This is a genomic window from Eubacterium sp. SB2, from assembly GCF_001244405.1.
GTDB classification, from domain to species: Bacteria; Bacillota; Clostridia; order Lachnospirales; family Lachnospiraceae; genus Faecalicatena; species Faecalicatena contortus_B.
Map to the genome: position 1 here is coordinate 35,054 of NZ_LN865148.1, position 26,184 is coordinate 61,237.

At 43.3% G+C, this 26,184-nt stretch carries 26 protein-coding genes; 4 read left to right on the plus strand and 22 right to left on the minus strand.

The window, feature by feature from the left end; genetic code table 11:
- Nucleotides 1–16: 16 nt before the first annotated feature.
- Both BN1938_RS00215 and BN1938_RS00220 read right to left on the minus strand, forming a co-directional pair.
- Nucleotides 17–694, minus strand: a complete 678-nt coding sequence (locus BN1938_RS00215) for an LrgB family protein (RefSeq protein WP_050638666.1) — start codon at nt 692–694, stop codon at nt 17–19.
- Nucleotides 694–1,053 (minus strand): CidA/LrgA family protein, encoded by a 360-nt coding sequence (locus BN1938_RS00220; RefSeq protein WP_050638667.1) that lies wholly within the window; start codon nt 1,051–1,053, stop codon nt 694–696. Before BN1938_RS00220 ends, BN1938_RS00215 begins: the two co-directional genes overlap by 1 nt.
- Before the next feature lie 294 nt (nt 1,054–1,347).
- Between BN1938_RS00220 and aroF the strand changes: the two genes are divergently transcribed.
- The 3 genes from aroF (at nt 1,348) to aroE (ending at nt 4,328) form a co-directional block, all read left to right on the plus strand.
- Nucleotides 1,348–2,361 carry a 3-deoxy-7-phosphoheptulonate synthase gene (gene aroF, locus BN1938_RS00225; protein WP_050638668.1) on the plus strand — a complete coding sequence of 338 codons (1,014 nt, stop codon included), beginning with the start codon at nt 1,348–1,350 and terminating at the stop codon, nt 2,359–2,361.
- A gap of 78 nt (nt 2,362–2,439) precedes the next feature.
- Nucleotides 2,440–3,495, plus strand: coding sequence for a 3-dehydroquinate synthase (gene aroB / locus BN1938_RS00230; protein WP_050638669.1), 1,056 nt, complete (start codon nt 2,440–2,442; stop codon nt 3,493–3,495).
- Between the two features lie 2 nt (nt 3,496–3,497).
- Nucleotides 3,498–4,328, plus strand: coding sequence for a shikimate dehydrogenase (aroE, locus tag BN1938_RS00235; RefSeq protein WP_050638670.1), 831 nt, complete (start codon nt 3,498–3,500; stop codon nt 4,326–4,328).
- A gap of 49 nt (nt 4,329–4,377) precedes the next feature.
- Here aroE and BN1938_RS00240 read toward each other — a convergent pair whose 3' ends face one another.
- On the minus strand, nt 4,378–5,361 hold the full coding sequence (locus BN1938_RS00240; RefSeq protein WP_050638671.1) for a D-isomer specific 2-hydroxyacid dehydrogenase family protein: 984 nt from the start codon (nt 5,359–5,361) through the stop codon (nt 4,378–4,380).
- A 27-nt stretch (nt 5,362–5,388) separates the two neighbouring features.
- Nucleotides 5,389–6,180 carry a Cof-type HAD-IIB family hydrolase gene (locus tag BN1938_RS00245; protein WP_050638672.1) on the minus strand — a complete coding sequence of 264 codons (792 nt, stop codon included), beginning with the start codon at nt 6,178–6,180 and terminating at the stop codon, nt 5,389–5,391.
- Between the two features lie 181 nt (nt 6,181–6,361).
- On the opposite strand from BN1938_RS00245, the gene pdaA reads away from it, so the two are divergent.
- Nucleotides 6,362–7,192, plus strand: coding sequence for a delta-lactam-biosynthetic de-N-acetylase (gene pdaA, locus BN1938_RS00250; RefSeq protein ID WP_050638673.1), 831 nt, complete (start codon nt 6,362–6,364; stop codon nt 7,190–7,192).
- Between the two features lie 184 nt (nt 7,193–7,376).
- Here pdaA and BN1938_RS00255 read toward each other — a convergent pair whose 3' ends face one another.
- The 18 genes from BN1938_RS00255 to BN1938_RS00340 all read right to left on the minus strand — a co-directional run bounded on the left by BN1938_RS00255 (nt 7,377) and on the right by BN1938_RS00340 (nt 25,892).
- Nucleotides 7,377–7,979, minus strand: a complete 603-nt coding sequence (locus BN1938_RS00255; RefSeq protein WP_050638674.1) for a P-loop nucleotide/nucleoside kinase family protein — start codon at nt 7,977–7,979, stop codon at nt 7,377–7,379.
- A 5-nt stretch (nt 7,980–7,984) separates the two neighbouring features.
- Nucleotides 7,985–9,055 carry an aldose 1-epimerase family protein gene (locus BN1938_RS00260; protein WP_050638675.1) on the minus strand — a complete coding sequence of 357 codons (1,071 nt, stop codon included), beginning with the start codon at nt 9,053–9,055 and terminating at the stop codon, nt 7,985–7,987.
- The gene (locus BN1938_RS00265; protein WP_050638676.1) at nt 9,052–9,684 is read right to left on the minus strand and encodes a sugar O-acetyltransferase; all 633 of its coding nucleotides are present in this window, start codon (nt 9,682–9,684) and stop codon (nt 9,052–9,054) included. Before BN1938_RS00265 ends, BN1938_RS00260 begins: the two co-directional genes overlap by 4 nt.
- A gap of 53 nt (nt 9,685–9,737) precedes the next feature.
- Nucleotides 9,738–10,595: a class II fructose-bisphosphate aldolase gene (locus BN1938_RS00270; RefSeq protein WP_050638677.1), complete on the minus strand. Its 858-nt coding sequence runs from the start codon at nt 10,593–10,595 to the stop codon at nt 9,738–9,740.
- A 2-nt stretch (nt 10,596–10,597) separates the two neighbouring features.
- Entirely contained in the window at nt 10,598–11,569 is a 972-nt protein-coding gene (locus BN1938_RS00275; protein WP_050638678.1) for an ROK family protein, read from the minus strand.
- Between the two features lie 215 nt (nt 11,570–11,784).
- Complete coding sequence (locus BN1938_RS00280; RefSeq protein ID WP_050638679.1) at nt 11,785–12,969, minus strand: ROK family protein; 1,185 nt, start codon at nt 12,967–12,969, stop codon at nt 11,785–11,787.
- A 91-nt stretch (nt 12,970–13,060) separates the two neighbouring features.
- On the minus strand, nt 13,061–14,299 hold the full coding sequence (locus BN1938_RS00285) for an AGE family epimerase/isomerase (RefSeq protein WP_050638680.1): 1,239 nt from the start codon (nt 14,297–14,299) through the stop codon (nt 13,061–13,063).
- A 69-nt stretch (nt 14,300–14,368) separates the two neighbouring features.
- Nucleotides 14,369–15,754 (minus strand): hypothetical protein, encoded by a 1,386-nt coding sequence (locus BN1938_RS00290; protein WP_187376272.1) that lies wholly within the window; start codon nt 15,752–15,754, stop codon nt 14,369–14,371.
- Nucleotides 15,755–15,825: 71 nt separating this feature from the next.
- Nucleotides 15,826–17,127 carry an ABC transporter substrate-binding protein gene (locus tag BN1938_RS00295; RefSeq protein WP_050638682.1) on the minus strand — a complete coding sequence of 434 codons (1,302 nt, stop codon included), beginning with the start codon at nt 17,125–17,127 and terminating at the stop codon, nt 15,826–15,828.
- A gap of 57 nt (nt 17,128–17,184) precedes the next feature.
- A complete protein-coding gene (locus BN1938_RS00300) occupies nt 17,185–18,057 on the minus strand; it encodes a carbohydrate ABC transporter permease (RefSeq protein WP_050638683.1) in 873 nt (290 codons plus the stop codon).
- Between the two features lie 14 nt (nt 18,058–18,071).
- The gene (locus BN1938_RS00305; RefSeq protein ID WP_050638684.1) at nt 18,072–18,977 is read right to left on the minus strand and encodes a carbohydrate ABC transporter permease; all 906 of its coding nucleotides are present in this window, start codon (nt 18,975–18,977) and stop codon (nt 18,072–18,074) included.
- 456 nt (nt 18,978–19,433) lie between these two features.
- Nucleotides 19,434–19,712: a BMC domain-containing protein gene (locus BN1938_RS00310; protein ID WP_050638685.1), complete on the minus strand. Its 279-nt coding sequence runs from the start codon at nt 19,710–19,712 to the stop codon at nt 19,434–19,436.
- Between the two features lie 17 nt (nt 19,713–19,729).
- Nucleotides 19,730–20,029 carry a BMC domain-containing protein gene (locus BN1938_RS00315; protein WP_050638686.1) on the minus strand — a complete coding sequence of 100 codons (300 nt, stop codon included), beginning with the start codon at nt 20,027–20,029 and terminating at the stop codon, nt 19,730–19,732.
- Between the two features lie 142 nt (nt 20,030–20,171).
- Nucleotides 20,172–21,515, minus strand: a complete 1,344-nt coding sequence (locus BN1938_RS00320) for an MATE family efflux transporter (RefSeq protein WP_050638687.1) — start codon at nt 21,513–21,515, stop codon at nt 20,172–20,174.
- 303 nt (nt 21,516–21,818) lie between these two features.
- Nucleotides 21,819–23,012 carry a dicarboxylate/amino acid:cation symporter gene (locus BN1938_RS00325; protein WP_050638688.1) on the minus strand — a complete coding sequence of 398 codons (1,194 nt, stop codon included), beginning with the start codon at nt 23,010–23,012 and terminating at the stop codon, nt 21,819–21,821.
- A gap of 154 nt (nt 23,013–23,166) precedes the next feature.
- Nucleotides 23,167–24,189, minus strand: coding sequence for an XdhC family protein (locus BN1938_RS00330; protein ID WP_050638689.1), 1,023 nt, complete (start codon nt 24,187–24,189; stop codon nt 23,167–23,169).
- Between the two features lie 95 nt (nt 24,190–24,284).
- Nucleotides 24,285–25,271: a diaminopimelate dehydrogenase gene (locus tag BN1938_RS00335; RefSeq protein WP_050638690.1), complete on the minus strand. Its 987-nt coding sequence runs from the start codon at nt 25,269–25,271 to the stop codon at nt 24,285–24,287.
- A gap of 255 nt (nt 25,272–25,526) precedes the next feature.
- Complete coding sequence (locus BN1938_RS00340; protein ID WP_050638691.1) at nt 25,527–25,892, minus strand: heavy-metal-associated domain-containing protein; 366 nt, start codon at nt 25,890–25,892, stop codon at nt 25,527–25,529.
- Between the last annotated feature and the right edge of the window lie 292 nt (nt 25,893–26,184).

Here is a 26,184-nt window from a genome sequence, read left to right on the forward strand (position 1 = left end):
CCCGCTTTCTAAACCTCTAAATGAACATGGAAAACAAAACCGTTACCACTCCGCAAATTCCAATGGCAAGACCACTCATAGCCCCTTCTACTTCCCCGATCTCAATTGCCTTGGATGTCCCCACCGCATGGCTGCAGGCGCCGATGGCAAGGCCTGCCGCTACGGAATCCGATACTTTAAAAATCCGTATAAACAGCGGCGCGGCGATGCTCCCCAATATCCCTGTAAAAATCACCGCCACGACCGTTACGGGAACGACGCCGCCGTGTGCCTGCGCAACGCTCACGGCGATCGGTGTGGTAACGGATTTGGGAAGCATGGACATGGTCAGGCTCTGATCCAGTCTGAACAGCCTGCACATGCCGTACACGCTGGCCATGGACGCCAGAGAACCTGCTATACATCCTACTATAATAGGAAGCCAGTATTTTTTCAAGATGGAAAGCTTCGTATAGATAGATACTGCAAGGCAGGCCGTTGCCGGAGCCAGGAACATATTAATGATTTCCCCGCCGTTGTTATAAGAATCATATGGTATTTTAAAAACAAGGAGCACGCCTATAATAAGAACGATTGCAATAATAAGAGGATTACAGAGAGCCGATTTTGTTTTTTGCTGAATCCTGACTCCTGCGCCGAAAGCGATTACGCTGAGAGCCACTCCAAAGTAGGGAGATGTATACAAAGCTTCCATTATTTTTTCCTCCGATCCATTAATTTCATGGTCAGCTTCACACTGTATGCCGTCACCGCAAACGTGATGACTGTGGATACGATACAGATAATCAGCAGCTGTACCGCACTGCTTTTGAGAATGTCAAAATAATTCATGATGCTCACCCCTGCCGGCACAAAGAAAAAGGCCATATTCCCAAGAAGAAAGTCCGACTTTTCCTGGATATGTTCTATCTTCAGCAAGCCTGTCACCAGACAGATGAATAAGAATATCATTCCTATGACGCTTGCAGGAAAATCAAAGGGCAGAAACTCTGCAATCACCTGGCTCAGCCAGCAGACGGTAAAGATGATTCCGATTTGCCTGATTATTTTCATAATTCATCCCTCAATTCTTTTATGTTTTCATATGCAGATTTTTATGGCTATCTTACAAAATACACCCGCTGGTTTCTGTTGTCAACGGAACGGGCCGGGATTTATTACGATTAATTTCCTGCGTTCTGTGAGCAGCTGCAATATTTTAGACTTTTTCATACTGGTTAATCTCTCCTACAATTTTCCCCAAACTTATTGACATTAAGCCCGGGATGTTTTATGATACTTATGTTTTCACACTTTAAACAGTTAAAATTTTACAGTGCGAAGTCATTGTAAATGGGAGGTAATAGAATGATTATTGTATTAAAACCACACACATCGGAAGGTAATATCGACCGGGTAGAAGGCCTTGTCAAAAAGCGCGGACTGGATACCCACATTGTCAGAGGACAGGAAATGACAATCATTGGCTGTATTGGGGATACTACAGCGATTGATCCCAAATTATTTGAAGTCGATGACTGCGTGGATAAAGTCATGCACGTCCAGGAACCTTACAAACTTGCAAACCGGGCATTCCATCCGGAGGATTCCATCATTGATGTCTCCGGCGTGAAGATCGGCGGGAACCACCTGGCCCTCATAGCCGGCCCCTGCTCCGTGGAATCTTTTGCTCAGGTGCTGGACATTGCCAAATCCGCAAAGGCCTCCGGCGCCAACCTGCTGCGCGGCGGCGCATTTAAGCCCCGTACAAGTCCATATTCTTTCCAGGGACTCGGTATGGAGGGCCTGGATATCCTCTGTGAGGTCAAGAAAGAAACAGGGCTCCCTATTGTAACGGAATTAATGTCCCCGGAATACCTGGAGATTTTTAACGAGAAAGTAGATTTAATCCAAATCGGCGCCAGAAATATGCAGAATTTCGATCTGCTTAAGCAGCTCGGACAGCTGGACCGCCCGATTCTTCTAAAGCGGGGCCTCAATGCAACATACGAGGAATGGATCATGTCCGCCGAATACATTATGGCATCCGGTAACGAGAACGTTATTCTCTGCGAACGTGGAATCCGAACCTTTGAGACCTTCACAAGAAATACGCTCGATCTGCAGAGCATACCTGTTCTGAAGAAAAAAACACATCTGCCTGTCATCGTAGACCCGAGCCACGCAGGCGGAAAATGGTGGCTGGTAGAGCCAATGGCAAAAGCATCGGTTGCTGCGGGTGCTGACGGACTAATGATCGAGGTCCATAACGATCCCGAATCCGCTTTGTGTGACGGGGCCCAGTCACTGAAACCGAAAAAATATAATGATTTGTTAAAACAAATTAAAGAAATAGCTCTGGTAGTCGGAAAAGAAGTATAGGAGCGCAAGGGGGTCAGACCCCTCTGCAGAGGGGTCTGACCCCCTTGCATACCATTTTGTCTAAAAAGGAGAAAGCTCGTGGAATTAACAGTAAACTTAGGTGAAAACAGTTATCCAATCTATATAAAATCCGGAATTCTGGCAAATGCAGAAACTTTTGTAGCACAAGTTTTTCATGGGAAACGCATTATGATTATCTCAGATGATCATGTTTTTCCTATTTACGGCCAAAAACTGGTAAAGGCGCTTCCGTCTTATGAATGCCGCAGCCTCATACTTCCACACGGGGAGCTGACGAAGAGTTTTCAGTCTCTCCCCCGGATTTATGCCGCTTTGTTGGAAAATAATATTACCCGCAGTGATCTCGTTATAGCACTGGGGGGCGGTGTCATTGGTGATCTGGCCGGTTTTGCTGCGGCAAGTTATCTGCGCGGTGTTAATCTGGTTCAGATACCAACTTCTCTTCTGGCTCAGGTGGACTCCTCTGTAGGTGGGAAGGTAGCGGTTGATCTTCCACAGGGAAAAAATCTGGTAGGTGCATTTTTCCATCCCAAGCTGGTATTGATAGACCCCGACGTGCTGGATACACTTCCCAAACGGTATATCACCGACGGCATGGGAGAAGTAATCAAGTATGGCTGCATCAAGGATGCCAGCCTCTTTGAAATCTTAAGTTCCTCTCCTTCGTTTGATGGATTAAAAGACCGGCTGTCCTCAATCATATACCGCTGTGTAGATATCAAAAGAATCGTTGTGGAAGACGACCAGTTTGACACCGGTGAGCGGATGCTGCTGAATTTCGGCCATACCCTGGCACATACCATCGAACAGTATTATCACTATGAACGCGAAAGCCATGGGGAAGCCGTTGCAATTGGTATGTACCAGATGACAAAGATTTCCGAAAAGGCCGGGCTTACTGTCCCCGGCGAAGCAGAACGAATCAAGCAGGTGCTGGATACCTACGGTCTCCCCTGTGAATGCGGACTTCCGGTGTCTGCACTCCTGGATGCTGTCAGGCTGGACAAAAAGAATCTGGATAATCATCTGAATGTAATTCTTTTACACGCTATTGGTGACAGCTTCATTTACCCTACCAATCTTGATTTTTTCAAAACAGCAGGAGTGATTTAGCCATGAATACAGAAAAGAAGGAACCACTGCATTTTGGTGTACTTGGCAACCATCTTGGGCACAGCCTTTCTCCCGAGATCCACGAAGATCTGCTCCGGCAGCAGAAGATCTCCGGTACGTATAAAAAATATGAAATGGACGAAAACGAAGTCCTCCGTATACTGGAAGTAATGAGGGATGAACATATTCTTGGCATGAATGTGACTATGCCATATAAAGAAGTCGTTTATCAGCTCATGGATGTCATTGATCCACATGCAGAAAAAATAGGCGCTGTCAATACTGTTTTAATGAAAGACGGTAAATTTTACGGTTACAATACAGATTATATCGGAGCCGTCAGCATGTTCCATAAAGCCGGTATCACACTGGCTGGGAAAGAGATTGTCATTCTCGGTTCGGGCGGGGCCGCCCGGGGGCTGATCTATGGATTCCATACGGACGGCGCTGCTAAAATCACAGTCGCAGCGCGCAACGAAAAAGCGCTCGATTCTCTGCAAGAGCGTTTTCCTTATATAAATACCTGTAAACTGACAAATGTTCCTGCCGGTGATATTCTGGTCAACACCACCCCCCTGGGCATGCATCCCCACGTTGGCGAAAGTCCGGTAGATGCATCCGTGATCCGGCAGTTTAAAGCGGCTTCCGACATCGTCTACAATCCTTTGATCACGGAATTTCTAAGAATTGCAAAGGAAGAAGGACTGCAGATCGTAACCGGACTCATGATGCTGGTAGACCAGGCAATCGGATCTGAAGAAATCTGGCTGGGTAAAAAGCTGGATTATAATATGGGCAATCGGATACACGATGAATTAGCCAGAAAATTCTGACAATGGTGTTCAAAAGGGTCAGACCCCTCTGCAGAGGGGTCTGACCCTTTTACACAATTTCCCATGGATTTTCTTCCCCTGCCTCATTCAGACAGCAGCTTTCTATGGAATGTCTCACCATATCACTCACTGCCTGATCCGTATAAAACGCCATGTGAGGAGTTACGATCACATTAGGGAATCCCCGCAGTATATATAACTCCCTCTTACTTATAATATCGGATTTTCGGTCATAATAATACATCCCAAATTCATCTTCAATCACATCCATTGCAGCCGCACCAATCTTCTCTGACTCCAGACCGTCCAGCAGCGCTTTTGTATCAATCAGACCACCCCGGGCCGTGTTAATCAGGACTACCCCCTGTTTCATTTTAGCAATGGCATCTGCGTTGATCATATGGTAATTATCATCCCCAAGGGGCATATGGAGTGTTATCATATCACATGTTGCAAAGATCGTATCAAGTTCCGCGTATTCTGCATATGCATGGACCTTCTGGGATGGAAACAGATCATAAGCATAAATCCGGCATCCAAATCCACTTAAATCGCGGATTACGGCCTGCCCAATCTTTCCGGTGCCTATCACACCCACGGTAAAATTGTGCATCTCTCGCCCCTGTATGCCCGGAAGGGAAAAGTCATTGATCTCCTCTCTCTGCATGATCCGTTTCATTTTACGGATTGCCATAAGCATGAGCATCACCGTGTAATCCGCCACACACTCAGGCGAGTACGTTACATTGCTGACTTTGATTCCAAGTTTCTGCGCTGCCTCCAGATCCACATGGTCATACCCTATCGTCCTGGTTGATATCATCTTTACCCCCAGCTCGTGGAAGCGCCCGATAAGCTGTGCATCCATCTTAGTGGTAATAATACTGATATATTCATACCCCGCAGCAAGACCGGCATTTTCCATGCAGGGGTCATCATAACAAATCCCCAGCTCCACGCCGTATTCTTTGGAAAATCTCTGAAAATACACAGCCTCATCGAACTCCCGGTAATTATAAACAAATATCTTCATCACTAACCCTCCCTGTCAGAGCTTACTTTACATCAGGCCATAGTGGCTGAATGCACAGGCTATCCCGTCCTCCTCAACCTTAGCAGTTACATATTCGGTGTACGGGTCAAGTTCTTTTGCATGATCTCCCATAGCAATCGCATGCCCCGCATATTCGAACATCGATAAATCATTCGAGCTGTCCCCAAATACATATGCCTGCTCCGTCTCCATTGCAAACTTCTTTAAAATATACTCACACGCGGTTGCTTTAGAATAGCCCTTCTGAATGCACTCATAAGTATCGCCGCCCCGGTTGATCGGCTCGATATCTTTCTCCACAAACTTGAAAAAAGTGTCTTTGTCGCTGAGTTCATCCGCATAAACAAACAATTTGTCATACACAAAGCTTCCCTTTTCAATATACTCCTCCAGGCCCAGCCCGGCGTTTTGAAAATATCGTCTGGAGCTCTCCAGCCTGTCAAAACGCGACATTCGACTTGGCAGATATATGTCCTGAGTCCCCTCCATTATCCCATCCAGCCTGCATTCTATCATTTTATCAATAATCTCTCTTCCCCGTTTTTCGGGAATTGATCTGGAAAATAAAACCTCGTCATGATAAGTGAGATATGTCCCGCATCCACACAGGAATCCATCAAATTCAAACTGGCTGATCTTCGGCGGTATACTGCAGAATGTCCTCCCTGTATTTATAAAAAGCAGGTGTCCCGCACGCTTTGCCGCACGCATGGCATCCAGTGCGCTCTGCGGGATCTCCTTCGTAATCTCACTCAGTATGGTGCCGTCAATATCCAAAAACAGTGCTGCTCTTTCCATCTTGTTCTCCTAACGTTTCAGATTTTCTTCTATCACTTTATCACTCTTTCCCCAAAAAATCCATTTCTATACCTCACAAAAAAAGAGGATTTCGCCCCGCAGCTTCCGCTGATTTGCCATACGATGAAAATATTTCTGCATTTTCATCATATACTATAGGAAATAAGATACAGGAGATGTAATGAAAATCAATCTGAAACCCGATACGAAAAAGAAATCTCTACTAAAAAATACTGCCAGACTTGTGCTGCTCTTTGCCGCTGCATTTTTGGCCGGACGCGCCGCCGGAAGGGCTCAGGATTATTTTGCCCCCGAGGCTGTTGCCACCTCCGCAGAAGGGAACTGGGGATTAAGCTTCCAGGATGAAGGCCAGCCGCCGGTCGCTAACGCAACCGCCGAAGAGCTGAAACAATTTGACGCATACTATTCCGGAAATACGGATGAAAAGGTTATATACCTGACCTTTGACGCGGGATTCGAAAATGGCAACACCCCTGCGATTCTAGATGCGCTGAAAAAGCACAATGTACCTGCGACATTTTTTGTGGTAGGCACCTTCATATCGTCCAATCCGGATCTGATTAAAAGGATGGTGGAAGAGGGCCATACGGTGGGCAACCATACATATCACCATCCCGATATGTCACAGATATCAACCCAGGAAGCCTTCCAAAAAGAACTAGGGGATGTTGAAGAGGAATATAAGAAAATTACCGGTCAGGAGATGACAAAATACTATCGTCCTCCGCAAGGAAAATACAGTGAAACAAACCTGAAGATGGCAAAAGAAATGGGGTATAAAACCTTTTTCTGGAGCCTGGCCTATGTAGACTGGTATGAAAATGACCAGCCCACGAAAGAGGCAGCTTTTGAAAAGCTGCTTGGCAGGATCCACCCCGGCGCAATCGTACTGCTTCACAGCACTTCAAAAACAAACGGGGAAATACTCGATGAACTGCTGACAAAATGGGAGGAAATGGGGTATACATTTAAACCGCTGTCAGAAATTTAAAAGGGAACAATTTAAAATCAAGAAAGCAATGCCTGATACAAATCAAGGGCAGATTATATTAGTGCATCGTATAATCATTTACTGCCACTTATGCTGACCTTGTATGACTTCAAAACTATTAAGGCGGGGCCGTCGCACCAGTTAAATGACAAAAATCATACTCACGACAGCCCCTTCCTTAGTTTCATATATTCTGATTAACGATACAATAAATTTCCTCTACAATATTATCATAGTTTATTCTTGAAAAATCAGTAACATCCACTCTAATCGTATTTTCACCTACGCAAAAATCCGACATTCCTCTTTCTTTAAAATCCCGATAATACGTTTCATATGTGATCGGTTCAGGAATATAATTGGTTTTTACCCTTTCTGGATATTCTGTGAATAATATATGGCCTCTATGTCTATTAGGATCCTTATTTCTAAGTGCATAACGATCATAAAGAACTTTTGTATCACCATAAATCAAAACCGTCAGTAATTGTACATCAAACTTTGTTTTCAATTCCTCAAAAAACGGATACGCATTATTCTCAAAATTATTCTCCAATATCAGGTTTTGATTTGTTTTTAATAATTCTTTACTGATAGAAAACATAATTTGAAGAGACGCCTCATTTAACTTTGTTTTTTCTTCCCTATTCCGAAATCCGATTGTATCAAACAGAATTTCTTTAATTGAGTCTTTACAGATCATCGGAAGATTTAACTTTTCTGCTATATATTCTGCTAAATGAGATTTTCCTGAACCAGGCAGACCCGATATCACAATAATATACAATTATCTCACGCCTCCTTTATCTTCTCTTCCATTATTTTGATTGCCTCTTTTCCCTCTACTACCCCTATTTCTATATCCATTTCTCTTATCTCGCCTGGCCTTAATAACGGAAGTATCCCTTTTTGACGTAATACTTTTCGATTTTCACATACTACGTTGCTTGGTTCTATTGCCAACACATAGTCCCTTTTCTCGAGCAGTTTCCATTCGCAGAAAAACGGCAGCGTTTCTGCTGATGTTTTTATGTAGACTGCCAAGCCAGATAGCAGACTATCATTCATGATCATCGCAAAGCTATCTCCATTATTATCCGCTTTTGCATAATATAAATAATTAACCTCCTGAAAACCGCTGCTCGGATCATCTATATACAGCCTCTCATCCATCTGTTCTTTCGAATGCTCATCAAAAGGTTCTATTTTATAGTTTTGGATAAGAATTCTAGCTCCATTGTCCAACAATGGAAATCCAAAGTTAATATGATAAAGAATAGTAAATGGAGTATTCTTAGTTCCCGTATTTACTACTTTATCGTGAATACAGATCTTTGGTACTCCCACACGGCTGGTGATCTTTCTGTTTAAACGAATCTTAGCCCCCATCTGCACGCTTTCGTCCACTTGCCCTTCTAAGCAAATTTCATATTCATCTCCCTTCCAGCCGGAAAAATCATTAACACGTCTTGCAGGTATTGCAGAGTACCGTCCATGAAGCCCCAGGTCTTCGCCCTGATCCATCCCTGGCGGTCCCAGATATGTAAGTCCACAAGTTGTCAACAGCCCGCCAAAAAAGATTCTAGCCCACTCCCTGCCTCTTGATTCATAAAAAGATGGATGTACTTCACCATTTTCTGTTAAATGTGTTAAATTAATACCCTTGTAATTGGCAAGAGAGATGTCCATGCCTCGATCCACCACTACACTGTAACGCAGCTCCCCAGCGTTTACATCAATCACCCGTGTTCCCCGCGTTGCTCCTTCACACAACTCGTAAGCTCTAGTTCCTCCAATCTGACGAATGTCAGGCGCTTTCTCCTCAATTTCCTTTCTTGATAGATTCATTCCATAATAATTCATTCCATTTCCCCACTGTTTTTCTTTCTGTTACTCCTATACAGCCGTTCCTGCTCTTTCCAATAAAGATGATCCTCCAAAGTAATCTTGCGGATCACTTTGCATGGATTACCCGCCGCCACAACATTGGAAGGAATATCTTTGGTTACTACGGATCCGGAACCAATCACAACATTATCGCCGATAACTATTCCCGGGTTAATGATGGTACATCCTCCTACCCAAACATGATCTCCTATGATTATCTTTTTTCCATACTCTAAATTCGTATTCCTTACTTCTGCATCAATTGGATGTCCCGCGGTATAAATGCACACGCGCGGCCCCAAAAAAACATTATCCCCAATCACTACTTCACCATCATCCAGAATAATACAGTCAAAATTAGCATAAAAATTATTGCCAATTTGAATATTGCAGCCGTAATCACACCGGAAAGGCGGTTCGACCCAAAAATTATCTCCCGTTTTCTTGAACAGCTTCTTAAAGAGTTCAATTCTATATTCCCTTTGTTCCTCTGTTGTACTATTGATCAGCCTGGCCAGCTGCCGGGATCTCGCGGCAGCGTTTTTTAATTCTGCATCATTCCCATGATAAAGCTGGCCTGACAGCATCAGCTCTTTTTGTGTCATATAAACATCTCCTCATCACTTTAGTTATTTTGAATTCCATATTGTTCGAACATTTATACAATTTTATCTGCACAGCCAAAAATATCAATTTTACCCTTTACCACTTCCGCACACTGCTCTTTTACGGCTTTTAGATAATTTCTGGGATCTGCCTCGTTCGGATTCTTTTTAACCACATCACGCAGTGTATTTACATAAGTCGCTTTTAACTCCGTCCCGACATTAACTTTGCTGATTCCACTTGCTATTGCCTTTTTAAAACCCTCTGGTGGCACACCGGTGCCTCCATGCATAACAAGCGGAATGTCGGTGATACCTGCTACTGTTTTTATCAGCTCAAAATCTAGGTTTGGTTCTTTCTTATAAAAACCATGGGCCGTCCCGAAGGCGATCGCAAGAGCATCAATTCCGGTCTCCTTTACAAATCGAGGAACATCATTCGGGTTTGTATAAGTATCCTTTCCCTCTTTCACTATGACATCTTCTTCTTTTCCGCCCACCCTGCCAAGCTCTGCCTCTACAGAACATCCTGTTTTGCCGGCATACCTGGCTACTAATGCAGACTCTCTGATATTTTCTTCATAAGCTTTTTTAGATGCATCAATCATTACTGACGTAAACCCAGCATCAATACATGCTTTGATCAAGTCCATACTAGTTGCATGATCTAAATGCAGGCATACCGGTATATCTACGGATTCTGCCATACCTTTCACCATATATGCCGTCTGTTTTACCCCTATATACTTTACTGCTCCTGCACTCGCCATTAAGATAACGGGAGCTTTCTTTTCTGCTGCCCCATTAATTATCCCCTGCGCGTCCTCATAGCTGTTAAAATTAAAAGCCCCAACACCATATCCGTTTTCTCTTGCCCCTCTCAGAATTTCTTTTAATGTTACATATGCCATATCTATTCACCTCTTTCAATCGATTCTTTTATTAAATAATAGGCTCCAAAAAGTACCACTGTATCACACATCTGCGAATATACGACCTGACTATCCTTAACATCAATAATTGTATATTGCTTCAACGCCTTCATTACCGCTTGATCAAAGAACTGGTGGCTTTTCGACACTCCGCCGCCAATCACAACGACCTCCGGATCAAATAAATTAAATAAGTATGATAATCCATATCCCAAAGTCCACCCGGTTTTTTCAAATAATGTTACTGCATAAGTGTCATTCTGCGCTGCAAACCTGGCCAAAAGCTTTGCATCAAGCTGTTTTCCTTCTTCTCTGGCTGCCTGAAAGACCGGACTTTTTACACCTTTTTTTTCATCCTGCCTTAATGTATCTTTAATCGCCGTTCCTGAACAATAAAGTTCCAGACATCCTCTGCTTCCACATGGGCACTCTCTCCCATTTTGATCAATTGATAAATGGCCAAATTCACCTGCCCCATCAGATTTTCCGTGATAAATCTCTCCATCAATTATGATTCCCGCGCCCACACCTGTACTGACCGTTACATAGATAACCTGCTTCAGCCCTTTTGCAAGTCCGCATCTCTGTTCGGCCAGAGCGCCCAAATTTCCATCATTATCAATCATAACCGGAACGTGAAAATCCTCTGTAAGTTTCTTCTTAAGCGGAAAGTTATGCCATCCCATGAGCGGTGCGCTAATAATAATCCCGCTTTCTGCATCCAGCGGTCCCGGACATCCTACCCCAATCCCTATCAAATCATGAAATGTCAGTTTGTATTTATCGAGAATATAATTTACCGCTGCTTTTGTATTGTCATAAACCGCACTTTCTCCTTTAAATGTCGTGGATGCAACGACATGCACAAATTCATCTGCCATCATCCCATTTTGATGAAATAATGCAACGGATGTCTTAGTTCCTCCTAAATCTAAACATAAATAGTATTTCATTTACTCTCTCCACAAAATGATCCCAGGCAAGCATATGTACAAAAATAAAAGATGCCTTTACCACATGAGAACTCTGCCGATTAAATTTAGATTTAATCGGGTTATCATCCAACTTAAAGCTTGATGCTTTAAAAGCATGATAATGAACTCCCAGTGCGGTTCAGGCACCTATTATTATACAATATGATCATATATGAAATTAAAGGGCAAGAGGTTTATATTATTTCATTGTCGATATTTGATATGGCATGCATTGCTGACATGTTCAATGCCCCATAAAGTCCAGCCTTATTCCCTGAAAATTTGGATATATTGATTTCCGGCAGAAAAGGTACATGCGCTTCTACGTTTTTTCTGATACGCTCCATGTAGTTTATTCCGATGTGCATTCCATTCGTTCCCGATAAAATTACAATCTCTGGATTGATCACTACGATCGAATTGATCAGCATCGCCGTGAAACTGTCTATTACCTTATCCAATACCTCCATTGCTTTTTGATTACCCTCTTTACCTAATGCAATCAAAACTCCGATATCGAATAGTTCTTCACCCGGACAGCCCGTATCCTGCATTGCCTTTTTAAGAACAATTCCCGAAATCAATTCCTCAAGAGCCCCTTCGTTTGAAAACGAACGTGCCATCTGGCTCGGTTCTAAAACCATATAACCAATTTCTCCAGCCAGATGACGTGCGCCTTGATATAGCTCTCCGTTAATGATCAGGCCTGCTGACATTCCCACATCATATTCTACGTACATAATATTTCTATAGTTCTGAGCGTTACCCCTCCAGCGTTCCCCAATAACCCCGAAGTTTACCACATTATCTATGATCACATTATCGATAAAGTCTTTCTTCAGTCTGTCTTCAATCTGTATATCTTCCCATGAAGTCAGGTAAGGAACGAATCTGTTTTTTCTGCTATTTTCGTCAAATATTCCCGGAATTCCAATACTGATACACTCTAATTGTTCCAGGGGGATATGGCTTTTTAAAAGTACCTCCTTAACAGAGTCGCGGATGAGAGCATATGCATGTTCTCCATCTTTTGTTAAATCCATTCTCTTTTCTACTATATCAATTGGATTCCCAAGCAAATCTGCACTAGCAGCAATGATGGTACTTATATTAAAACACACACCTACTACATATCCACGCTTTTCATTGAAGCCAAGTAAAACAGAACGGCGTCCCAGGCCGTTTTTTCCTGCAGATTCCCCAATCTCTATGATATATTCTTCCTCTAATAATTGTTTCACATTAGAGGATACAGAAGGGAAACTCATATTTAACATTCTTGTCAGATCTGCACGGGAAAGATTTCCCTGCTGTTTTAATAGTTTTACAATTGCCGCTCTATTTATCTGCGACAGAACCTCTGGTTTACCTGTCTCCATAAACTTCCTGCTCTCTTTTCTTAATATATATTTAATCATGAATCGTACTGTAAATTGCCTGAAATTCATTATCACGTATAAAACGTAATCTTCATTGTTTTGTATAATGTTCTATTGCCTTCTCTCTCTGATCTGCCCGCTGCATAGCTTCATATGTAAAGACTAATGCCCGCAGAACATGGAACGCACACTTCCATTTTGAACCCTTTTCCGGTGATTTTACGGATCCGTCCCGGTTCAGAAAACTATACCATTCCCCATACTCCGGATCATAAAAATGATCCCGGCAGAAACGGTGCTGCTTTTCAAACATTTCACCAAATCTTTCTTCTCCTGTATCTGCATAAGCCATCGCAAATGCACATAATGCTTCTGAATTTGGCCACCAAACCTTATCATTCCAGGCACAATTACATTCTTCATACCAATCAAGAGGCTGTAGTGGTTTCCCACCCTCTACATCCACAAATGCGTAAATTCCATTATATTCCATATCATACCCAATTTCGTATGCCCAGTCAATTACATTTAAAATTTTCTTTTGATATTCAGAATTTTTCAATCTACGGTTTGTGTCGAGACAAAACCACATGCTTTCAACCATATGTCCTGGATTTACAAATCTTCCCTGCGGATCCGATAAATCAGGAGTATTGTCTCTTTGGACTGCTTCAAGAACCACTTGATACTCATCTCTTGTAAACCAATATAAAATCTTTTCAATGCTCTCATCAATCAATCTCTTAGTCCGATTCTCCCCCAGTATAGGTGTACAAACTTCCGCAACGCTTAAAGTTGTCAGATACATATCATGCCAGATAAATTTTTCACTCCATGTGTTTTCAAAAATTTCTTTAAAAAATGGGTCAAACATATTTTTCTCAAGAACATCATAGCTGTCTCTAAGTATCTGCATTCCTTCTTCTAAAACCCCCTGGGTCGCTGTCATAAATTCTGCCATTCCCTGGATACAATGCAAATCCGCATATATTGCTATCGTTCCCACCAGCACGTTTCCTGCCCGGTCCAGTCTTAGATTCCATCTTCCATTTCCGGCATAGCAATGCTCTACTAAGAATTGATATCCGTGATATGCCTTATCCAGCCACTCTTGTCTTTTTTCTATACGGTTATATAATAAAGAGTATGTGTATACCTGTCGGCCCTGAAACCAAACATATTTATTACTATCTGTCAAGTTCCCTTCTCTGTCAAAACAAGTAAAATAACCACCACACTCTTGATCTATACATCTGTCCCAGAATGGTAAGCATTCATTGATAAGATGATTTTTATAATACTTTGCATATTCTTCTGCTTTTGCCTTCATTTATAACCTCCTGAGCCTGCATGTGATGACAGCCTCCTGGCAGACCACCATATGCTGCCTTTCTTATCTTTAAATAAGTATCTTTCGGATTCCCGTAATATCGCAAAAAGCTGTCATTTGATCGTAAAGTTCATCGCCGCCATAACCCAGGCAAGCATATTCATTGTTCCAGTTTTCGATGAATACATCAAGATCTCCATGAATACGGCAAAATGCATGCGGCCACATCGGAGAACCACATTCCAGCTTTTTGCTCTGCAGTTCTTCCGGTTCTGGCTCATATACCGTACAGCGTGCGATAGTCATTGCGTACTCGCCGTCCATACGTGCCAATCTTGCAACAACGCCTTCTCCCGGCTTGCAGGTAAGCTGAACGGATAATCCGTCCATTTTCCCTTCGTACGCAACTCCGTGATGTGCATATGCAGCTGGATCTAAATCACCGGCCAGTGAAGGCGGGCAAGCACCGTCACCGATGATCCTTATCTCATTCTCTTCGCGGACAAGAACCTGTAAGTCACCATAATAAACTGGTTGTCCACTTAATTCTGTCAATGCGATTGTCGTCAGCAATGTATTGAAATCGCCCAATGTTGAAGTACCTATTCCATCATCAAGCATTAAGCTTTGTGCGAAGCACGTAGCTGTATAATCGTCCCCGATTCCCGGGAAGGATTGGATCGTATAATAATCAAAATCCCATTCTGCCATCTTTTTCTTGAGCGCCAGGTAAATCCGCAGGGATCGGTCTGTCACTGCATCTTCCTTTGGTAAACTTCCAAATAACTTTTCCAGTCTTGGATATAATGCTTTTACTTCCTCATCTGAAAATGCTTTCGCACACTCGATAAGCTGTGTTGTATCCCGGGAATCAATATCTATCCCAAACATCTTCATAACCTGTGAAGGATCTGCCACTCCAACTGTCTGGCCCATGCCTCTTCCGCCAAAGGATCCAACTGTACTCATATTAAGTTTATTTTTTAATGCTGCCGCACGACAGTAACTGACAATTTTCTTGATTTCTGTTTCATCATCATAATTCCCGTATACGCATTTGTGTTCAATGCCAATTTCATTCATTGCCCCATGCATGACCAGGCCGCCGACTGTACGCCACCCAGTAGCTCCCGGAATGGTCCACAGAACAATACCTTTATCTGTTTTCGCATATTCTCTCACCGCTGCTATCAGATTTGCAGACCACACCCATGTGCCTGAAAAGAGAATAATACCATCAATCTCGTCGTCGATCCGGAATTTTCTTAATGCTTCTTTTGCCTCCGCTTTATCCCGAACCACCACATCTTCACAGATCAGTTCGATGCCGTGTTTTCTTAAAGCATCTTTACATTTGTCATACAATTGAAAATCCATATGCGGAGTTCCCATGTGGTCATGTGTCCCGTCTTTGTGCTGTCCGAAAATAATGAATCCAATCTTAGGTTTAATCATTTTAAGTTTCCTCCTGTTTTTGTTTTTATCTCTTATCCAGATATTTTCTGGAAAAGGTTTTGATGCCATATTTATTTTTCATATTGTTCGCATTGAGACTGAATGCTTTTTACACACTCTTCAGGTGATATATCTCCCAAAAGCATACTTTGCAGTTCTGATTGGAATACATTAGAGTATTCATCATACCAAAGAATGTCATCTAATCCTCTTGCATATTTGACCTGCTCTCCCAATTCAGCGAACTGAGGATATGCAGATAATACCTCTTCATCTTCAAATACGGATTCATAAATAGGCAGCATTCCTATCTTCATAACCTTTTCTTTATCAAATTCAACAGAAGACATATATTTTATAAATTCCCATGCCGCTTCCTTGTGTTCGCTATTCTTAGGTATTGCATATGCCTCGGGAACTGTAAGGACTACATTTGTATCTTTACTGTCCGTAACGGTATATGGCGCTACTTTAATCTGTCCTGCTACCTGAGACTGTTCCGGATCATTTGCCGTCGTATACAGCCCCGGCATAGCCTGCAGGAAAAAGGCACTGTCTCCATTTAAAAATACATTCGCTGCCGTCTCGTAATCATAGGATAAGGAGGCCGGATCAATCGTTCCATCAGACATCATACTATTAATCACCTCAAATGCTTTTAATGCTCCCTCATTTTCACCAATGATGATCTCCTGGCCATCGAACGCATTTCCACCAAATGAATAAATCACGTTCGTCATTTCATTGACAGCTCCATTTCCGTTAAAACACATTGGCATTCCATATTGGCATAATCCCTTTTCAATCAGGATCCGGCTCTGTTCAATCAACTCGTCCCACGTTTTAGGCGGTTCTGTTATACCGGCTTTTTCCAACATAACTTCGTTATATAAAAATACATGTGTATCATTGTTCCATGTCACACCATACAGCGTGTCGTCTACAGAAAATTTTTCAACCAGGCCGGCAAACATTCCTTTCTTAATTTCTTCTACGCCATCATAATCATTTAACGGCTCCAGCCAATCATTCTCTGTATACATAGCAACCAATGAGTTATCAAAATCAACAACATCATATGAGGAGCCGCCAACCGACAATTCTGTACGTATTTTGTCCGTGCAGACATCCCATGCCGAATTAATCAAATCGACTTTAATCCCTGTTTCCTCCTCAAATTGCCGGACTTTTTTTTCTACAACTCCATCCGTATCCAGCTCCTGCCGGGGACATATCACAGAAATTGATTCTGCTGCCCCATCCTGCTCTTTGCCCGAATCCCCCGCCTTGTTTCCACATCCGGCTAACAAGGCAAGAGTCATGCCTATGACCAGAATCGACTGTCCTGCCCGTTTTACTTTTTCTCTTTTCATAACTTCTCCTCCTTTTCTTTTGCTTTTAATCTTTAACTGCACCTGTTGTAGTTCCTGCTAGCCTTTCACTGCACCAGCGGTTAAACCTGAAATTATAAACTTTTGAAAGATCAGGGACAGCAATAACGGCGGAAGGCTTGCAATGACTCCGGCCGTGGAAGCCATAACAAAATCATAGCCTGCCTTGCTGGAAAACTCAGTGATCATAACAGGCACTGTTTTTGCTGCTGTAGATGATGTCAGATTTACCGCATAAAAAAATTCGTTCCACGAAATAATAAAAATAAAAATTGCTGTTGAGGCCAATCCAGGTGCTGATAACGGAAGTATAATGCGCAGAAATGCCTGCATCTGGGAACATCCATCTACTCTTGCCGCATCTTCTAAATCCATTGGCAAATTTGTCAAATATCCCTTCATAATCCATATGACAAAAGGTAAAGCCAATGACAAATGAATCAGGATCAAACCGGCCTTTGAATCAACCAGACCTAATTTCAGATAAATCACATACATAGGTATTAACAGCGCTACCGGGGGAATCATCTGCGTAATGATCACAGAATAAAAAAGAGACTTTTTCATCCTGAATCGAAATCTTGCAAATGCATAAGCCGCAAGAACACCAGCCGCGAGAGCAATCATCGTAACAATTACGGAAACAATCAGACTGTTTCGCAAAGCGTATTTAAACTGATTTACTACAGCGGTTGTGCCTCCTGAAGTACCAAACAGAATATCAGCATAGCTCTGCAAGCTTGGATGGGAAGGCCACCAATTCAAAGGTTTTTTCAGAAGATCCGCTTTAGTTGATATACTCGAAATGATCAGCCAGGCATATGGGGCCAAAACATAAATGCATAGCAGTAAAGCCAGTATATAAATTATGATTTTCCCACAATTTTTTTTCATTTTTCTTTTTTGCAACATTTTATTCCCTCCTGTCAAATAACTTCCCCATCCTTTGACATTGTCTTTATGTACAATATCGACAAAATAAATGTTATCAGCATGATGACATATGACATTGCTGCACCGGTTCCAAAATCAAAGAATTTGAATGTCATTTTTTGTACATAGTAAGAGATAAGCTGCGTAGCATTTGCAGGTCCACCCCACGTCATAATCGCCACAAGGTCATAGGTCTGAATAGACCAAATTGTTTTTGTAATGATCAAAATAAGCAGAATATGTTTGATCATTGGTATCGTGATTTTAAAAAATGCTTTTACGCCGCTGCAGCCATCTACTCTGGCGGATTCATACATATCTGCCGGAATGCTCTGCAAACCAGCAAGAACCAGTAGCACTACATACGGTGTTTCTTTCCAGATATTAGCAAAAAGCATACAATACAATGCACTGGTCGGATCGGCAAGCCATGCTTTATAGGAGTCTATAATTCCGATCTGTGAAAGTAATGCATTTAACACTCCGTAATTTGCATTAAATATCCATTTCCACATCAAAGCATTAACAACTGTTGGAAGTGCCCACGGTAAAATCATAATCCCTCTGACAAATCCTCTGCCTCTAAATGATTTGTTCAAAAAGACGGCTATTAAAGTTCCCATAACCATCTCAAAGAAAACAGTTAATAAAGTGAATTTCCCTGTGATTACTACGGATTTCAGAAAATATGAGTCTTTTAAAAGATTAGCGAAATTCTGTAATCCAACAAAGGTCCACTCCTGGTTTGATATATCCACTTGATTAAAACTCATTGCTAATGAATATAAAACAGGGAAAAGGAAAACAACTAAAACAATTAACACACAAGGGAACAGCAATTTCCACGGTAACATTTTTTTTGATTTAGAATATAGTATCTTTCCTTTTTGATTTATCATTTTGACTCTCACCTCCTTCTTTACATTTTTAAATGAACCTTCTCATTTACTAAACTTTCCATTCACATTACTTAGTAATCTTTATTAATTAATTGTATAGTATCATACAGTGAAAATATTGTCAACATATTTTCTGATAAAACAGGACTTATAAATATAAAATTGGATAATTCTCCAATCTATCGGTTAATAAGTTTTCTTCTTTTATTTTTTCGATTTTTAATTTTACTTTTATGCTATGCTGATTTTAAAGACAGTATTTATAAGAATTCAAGACTTGGATATTTATAAAATACATTGGAATATATTTGAAAATTGCTCAAGAGCGAATTTGAAGTTAATACCAGTTGCTCTTATTAAACTAAAAATAAATTTTTCAACAAAAAATAGCATCAATATATCAGAGTTTTTATTACCTCTGTTACATTGATGCTATAAAAACAGAATCTCCACATCCTAACGGGACTTAAATTCCTCCACAATATGTATCATTTCCTCTGATGGATTGGATATAACTGCTGAGTTAAGTATCTTACAAGGTGAATTTACAGCTGCGCTCTCAACTGCCGCAGTTACTGCAGAAACGCTGCCACTGATAAATATGAGGGCATGTCCTCCGCATTTTGTGTCCTGTGTCTCATAGGTTACTTCTGCCGCTTTCAGCATCTGATCCGTGACCAGTACGGCGTTTGCTTCCCCAAGGACTTCTACAAGTCCGAATGCTCCATATGCCATAAAAATATACCTCTTCCTTACTTGTTGATTGTCATTGTAATTGCTGGTTCAGTCTCAGCTAACGGTGCCGCTATTATCGTATGGGAAACAATCTTGGAGATTGGTTCCGCCACTCTGAGCGCGACTTCCATGGCTGCATTGACGTTGGAGACATTGCCTCTCATCTTAACACATGCACCCGCTCCCAGACGGTTTCTCTCTACTGCCTGGATCTTTACATCCGCAGCTTTCGCTGCCGCATCTAATGCTACAAAACATGCGCACTCGCTGTCAAGCTCGAATACGCCTATTGCCATACCTTCATACTGTCCGGCCATAATTCCCTCCTGCCTGCAGAACTACTATTTTTTCTATTCTGTCAATATTTTTATTATATATAACCAAAGATAAAATTTCAACAAAAAAGTGGAGAATCTTTCGTTACTTTGCGCACACTATGGTCGTGAATAATAACAATCTTTACTGTTTCCCCACCTTATTTATTTTATAAAAATAATACGGAACCAAAGGGATTAAAGCCGCAAGCCAGGCCGCCGGATCTGAAAGGCAGACCCCGAAAAAACTTGTCTTTCCGGCAACCGCTGCCACAACCAGGGCGCGCGCCGCCAGTTCAAATACTCCGCCCAGCATGGGCACCAGGCCGTATTCCATTCCCTGCAGTGCGTTGCGGTACAAAAAGATGCTTCCAAGGAACGGATAGCACCAGAATACCGCCAGGAAATAGACCACAGCAGCATCGATTACGCCTTTCTCCGCAGGAGAAACAAACATAAGCACCATGTATTTTCCAAAGAAAAATATCAAAACCATCAATACCGCGCTGCAGATTAATATCATTGCCTGTGTATACCAGACGCCTTTTTTCACCCTGTCTAACCTGCCTGCACCCCAGTTCTGCCCTACATAGGTTGCAATGGTCGCTCCAAATGCTATAAAGACGCATGCGATCAGGTTCTGGATCTTGGCTCCGGCGGAAAAGCCTGCAATATAGACTGCTCCGTAGATATTAACCGCTCCCTGTACAATGATGGTTCCAATCCCGGTGATGGAAAACTGAAGGCCCATCGGTGTTCCGAGCGCCAGAAGTTTTTTTATACTGTTCCAGGAAATATGGAAATCTTCTTTTTTCAGATGCAGAATTAAAAATTTCTTTTTGATATACAGGAAGCACAGCAGCGCTGAGATTCCCTGCGCAATCACTGTTGCGTAACCGCACCCTGTTACCCCCATATGAAACCAGGTGATAAATACAATATCCAGAAAGATATTTATCACTGCGGAAATGATCAAAAAATACAGCGGCGATTTTGAATCCCCCAGTGCTCTGAGCACGGCAGCCAAAGAATTATAAGCGGCCGTCACGATCAGGCCTGCATAGATAACTGTCATATACCCTTTCACATCCGGCATCAGTTCCTCCGGTGTATTCATGAGCCTCAGAATCGGCTCATTTGCTGCCAGAAGCCCCACCGTCATGGCTACGATAATGGCGAATGTCAGATAGACCGACATTGCTGTATAATGCCGCATCCGGTCGTATTTGCGGGCGCCAAACCACTGTGCCACTAAAATAGAGAAACCACTGCTGATCCCGGTGATCCAGCCGGTCACCATGAACATGAGTGAACCTGTGCTCCCTATGGCAGCAAGGGCATTCACCCCTAGGAACTGCCCCGCTATAATCGAATCCGCTATATTATAGAACTGCTGAAATATATTTCCCAGGCACATCGGGATCATAAACCAAATCATCAGCTTTACCGGGTTTCCTGTGGTCATATCATTTGTCTTATTCTTTCCCATTTATCTCTTCTGCAGCATCGCTGCCTTCCTCTTTTTTTGTATCGGTCTTTTCTATCTATAACCGGATTTTCCTGCTAGAGTGTGTCTGAAAATTGCTTGTTGCAAGATGTTCTCCCAGTTTGCGGGGTATTTACTGCCAAATACAGGAGGCGTAGCGGGCTACGCCCTCTGGATTTGGCAGTAAATAGACCGTGAAGTGGGGCGGCATATTGCGGCAATGAATTTTCAGACACGCTCTAAGATAAAATACGGCTGTACCCTCGTGCTGCCTTGCTGCCAGACACGTTTGTACAGCCAGATATTTTATAAATCTATGCTGATTTCCTGCTTTTCTATATTATGCTTCTTGGCATAGCCGGTCAGGATCATGGTCAGCGCTCCGTCCCCGGTCACATTGCATGCGGTTCCAAAACTGTCCTGCAGGGCAAATATAGTAAGCATCAGCGCGGTTCCGGTCTCATCAAATCCAAGCACCCCGGTAATCAGCCCCAGTGAAGCCATTACGGTTCCTCCCGGAACCCCCGGCGCTCCGATTGCAAAGATTCCCAGCAGCACACAGAACAGTACCATTGTTCCCGGGGAAGGAATGCTGCCATAGAGAATTTTGGATACGGTCATGACAAAAAATACTTCTGTCAGTACCGAACCGCAGAGATGGATATTTGCAAACAGCGGAATCCCAAAATCAACCATATCCTCTCTGAGAGGCGGCTCTGATTTTTTCGCGCACCGCAGGGCAACCGCCAGCGTTGCTGCAGAAGACATCGTTCCGACCGCGGTAATATATGCCGGGCCATAATTCTTGATGACATCCAGCGGGTTGCTCTTCGAATAAGCGCCGCCTGCCGCATAGAGCACAGCCAGCCAGATATAGTGCCCTGCCATTACGATCAGTACGACTTTAATAAATACCGGCAGCTGTTTTGTGATTGTACCTTCATAGGACAATGCACAGAATGTAAAGGCGATAAAAATTGGAAGCACCGGGATCACGACTTTGGTCACGATCTCCAGCACGATTTTCTGGAATTCATCCAGTACTTGTGTAATCACTTTTGCTTTCGTCCACGCAGCCGCAAGCCCGATCATAACAGAAAATACCAGTGCGCTCATAACCGGCATGATCTGCGGAATATCCAGCTGGAATACTACACCGGGAAGTTCTTTTAGACCATCCACCTCAGATACGATGGAGAGGTGCGGAATCAGGCCGTAACCTGCCAGCATGGAAAGAAGCGCCGCCAGCACGGAGGACACATAGGCGATAACGATTGCCACTCCCAGCATCCTGGAGGCGTTGTTGCCCAGCTTTGTAATGGATGGGGCAATAAAGCCGATGATAATCAGCGGAACACAGAACGTGATCAGCTGTCCGAGAATGTATTTTACAGTGACTACGATATTCATAAATCCCTCATTGGCGATCTGGCCAATCAGGATACCAGCCACCACTCCGAGCAGAAGCCGGAATGGCAGATTATTAAATAATTTCTTCATAGTTTCAATCCCTTTCCTATAGAATCGCTATATTATAACATATCTCTCTTTCTCTCCGCAAACATCCGCCTGCGCTTCCTGTATTTCCCAGCTGTCAAACGGTTATTATACACGGCCTATGAACCGTACATAGTAACGTCAAACGGCCCTATGGCTATAGCCGAGTATCTCTTGCGGCTCTCTGCTGAATCAACTGAGCCGTGATGCTCACCGCGATCTCCGCAGGAGTTTCTGCTCCGATGGCAAGGCCGATCGGAGTCGTGATTCTGTCCAGATCTGCATCAGTAAAACCCTGTTCCTTTAATTTTGCAAACACACCGGCTTTTTTGTGTCTGCTCCCGATCACTCCGATATAAGCTGCGGAAGTCTTTAAAACCTGTGCCTGAACCGCCAGATCGTCCTTATGCCCGCGTGTCATGATACACACATAATCCGGGGCATCGATTGTAACATAATCTGCAATATGGCTGTTCTCAATTAACAGGACCTCTTCTGCCCCGGGAAACAATTCAGCCCTGCTGAACTCCTCCCTGTCCTCCAGAACCACACACCTAAAATCAACTGCTGCAAGAGTCGGCACCAGTGCCTGTGAAACGTGTCCTCCCCCGAAAATATAGACACGCCCCTGCTGCTGCATATTCTCACAGTAAAACCTACGCCCCTCTGTCTCTATCAGCACGGGTTTCATCTGCAGCCCTTCAAAAACAGCCGCTGGAAGCGATATCCCTGCGATAGCGCCAGAACGGCGGCAGACCGCCATACCTCCCTCTCCGTCCTCAGAAATCTCGCTGACAAGCCAGAATCCCTCTTTTGTTTGATATAATGCCCCGATCTGCTTAATTAGAACCAGTTTCTGCTCATCATCTGCAGAAATGTATTGAAAATGCACATTCACATCTCCCCCGCAGATCATTCCCAGATCCTGGATCTCATTTTCCCTGAGCCGGAAGTATTCCAGACGCGGCTTCTTGCTGCGCAGTACCTCCGCCGCCACGCCTTCACTGTGGTGCTCGACCGCCCCGCCGCCTACCGTCCCCCAGATTCTCCCGGCGGAAGTAACCAGCATACGCGCCCCTGCCCCCCGCGGGGTGGAGCCGGTACTTGCAACAATCGTAACCAGAACCGCATCCTGCCCCCTCAGCATACACTCATACAGTAAGTGAAATAATTTCTCCATGCCATCATCCTTTCATAGGGGTCTTACCCCTTTGAACACCGAATTCCGAATTGTTTGAAACAATTCGGAGAATGGGACACAAAGGGGGCAGACCCCTATAATAATTCTGCCCTCAGTTCTTCTGCGGACTTCATAGAAAGCAAGCCCGGTGCGATATCGAATACTGTCTTTGCGCCGGAATCTCCATTCTTAGCGAGACGGTATGCTGCACGCGCGTAGCATACCAGTACGCTGGATGTGAATTCCGGATTGGAATCCAACTTCAGTGAGTATTCAATTACGTGCTTACTGCCTTCTCTTCCCGTCTCACCACTGCGGATGACAAATCCACCGTGCGGCATTTTGCTGTGTTCGGCTTTCAGTTCTTCTTCTGTGATAAAAGTTACGGTTGTGTTGTAATCCGAGAAGTAGTTCGGCATGTTTTTGATCGTTTCTTCGATCTCCTTCAGATCCGCGCCTTCCTCAGCCACTACATAACATTCTCTTAAGTGTTTGTCTCTTGTAGTGAGTTTTGGACCGCATCCGCTTCTTACCTGCTCTACTGCTTCTTCAACCGGCACGGTATACTGGATGGCGTTCTTCACACCCTTTACGCGGCGGATCGCGTCTGAATGTCCCTGGCTTACGCCTTTTCCCCAGAATGTATATGTATCTCCCTGTACAAGGATGGACTCCGCATAGATCCTGTTCAGTGAAAACATTCCCGGATCCCAGCCTACGGAAATGATTCCGATATGGCCGCCGGCTTTTGCGGATGCGTCTACATCTGCAAAATATTCCGGTATCTTGGCATGAGTGTCAAAACTGTCGATCGTATTAAAGTTCTTTACAATCTCGGGACCGATCACCGGGAGGTCCGTTGCTGAGCCGCCGCACAGGATCATCACATCAATCTCATCTTTCATGCTAAGTATATCATCCATATGAACGACCGGAACACCCTCTGTCATAATCTGAACGCTCTCGGGTTCACGCCGTGTAAAGATGGCTTTTAATTCCATATCCTCATTGCGCTCAACCGCAAGCTCTACTCCACGTCCGATGTTTCCATAACCAACAATTCCAATTCTGATTTTCTCCATCGTATATCCTTCCTCTCCAATATTTCTTTCATAAATTATTTGAATCGTTAATAAGTATAACATATGAGCCCTGCGTGTACAATTTAAAATTAAAGCGCACCCGGGCATATTAGCCGCGGATGGTAACAGTTCAGACAGGTCTGAACTGTTACCGCGAATGCGCTCTGCGTTTTCCTCTTTAAACTTACTCGTTGCTTCTAAGACGGAATCTCCGGTACATCAAAATTCAAATATTCGGACTCATGCCCTAACATGTCACAGCTTCTCGATCCCCGTTGCAAAATATCCTGCCGATTGGACGGCTTCTTTCAGCTGAATGTCTTTGTAATCCTTTTTCATTCTGACCGTTACACAGCCCTCTGCAAAATCAGCCTCAGCTAATACACCATCCATACTGTTATAAACATTTTCTACTCTTCTGGCACAATTTGCGCAGGTCATTCCACCGATCCGTATTTTTCTGATGTACGGATAGTGGGCAATATTTGGATCCGCAGGCCTCACACGTTTCACCGGATCCTGGCCGCCCCCGCAGCACCCGTGCGTCAAACGCTTTGTATAGCTTCTGATCCCCAACACACAAACGATAATAATAATGATACATATAATTCCAGTTGCCATAATCGTTTACTCCTATTTGATCTTATTTAAGTTAGTTTAATCTAACTTTATAATACACCACAATTGTAAAAAAGAAAACCCTTTTATTTTCTTTTCTGCTTTAGTAATCCTAAATCATTACTGTTCAGACGTGACTTTTCACATCCCGGCCAACATCCAAATCGGGAGTTAGTGACGCGCTTTAGTCGCGGTACGGATGGGGACGCTCCATGAAGGGATAGCCGAAAACCTCCCGGAGAACATCCATGTCCTTTCAAAAACGCGGCCGCGGACCTAAGAAATTCTAGGCGGG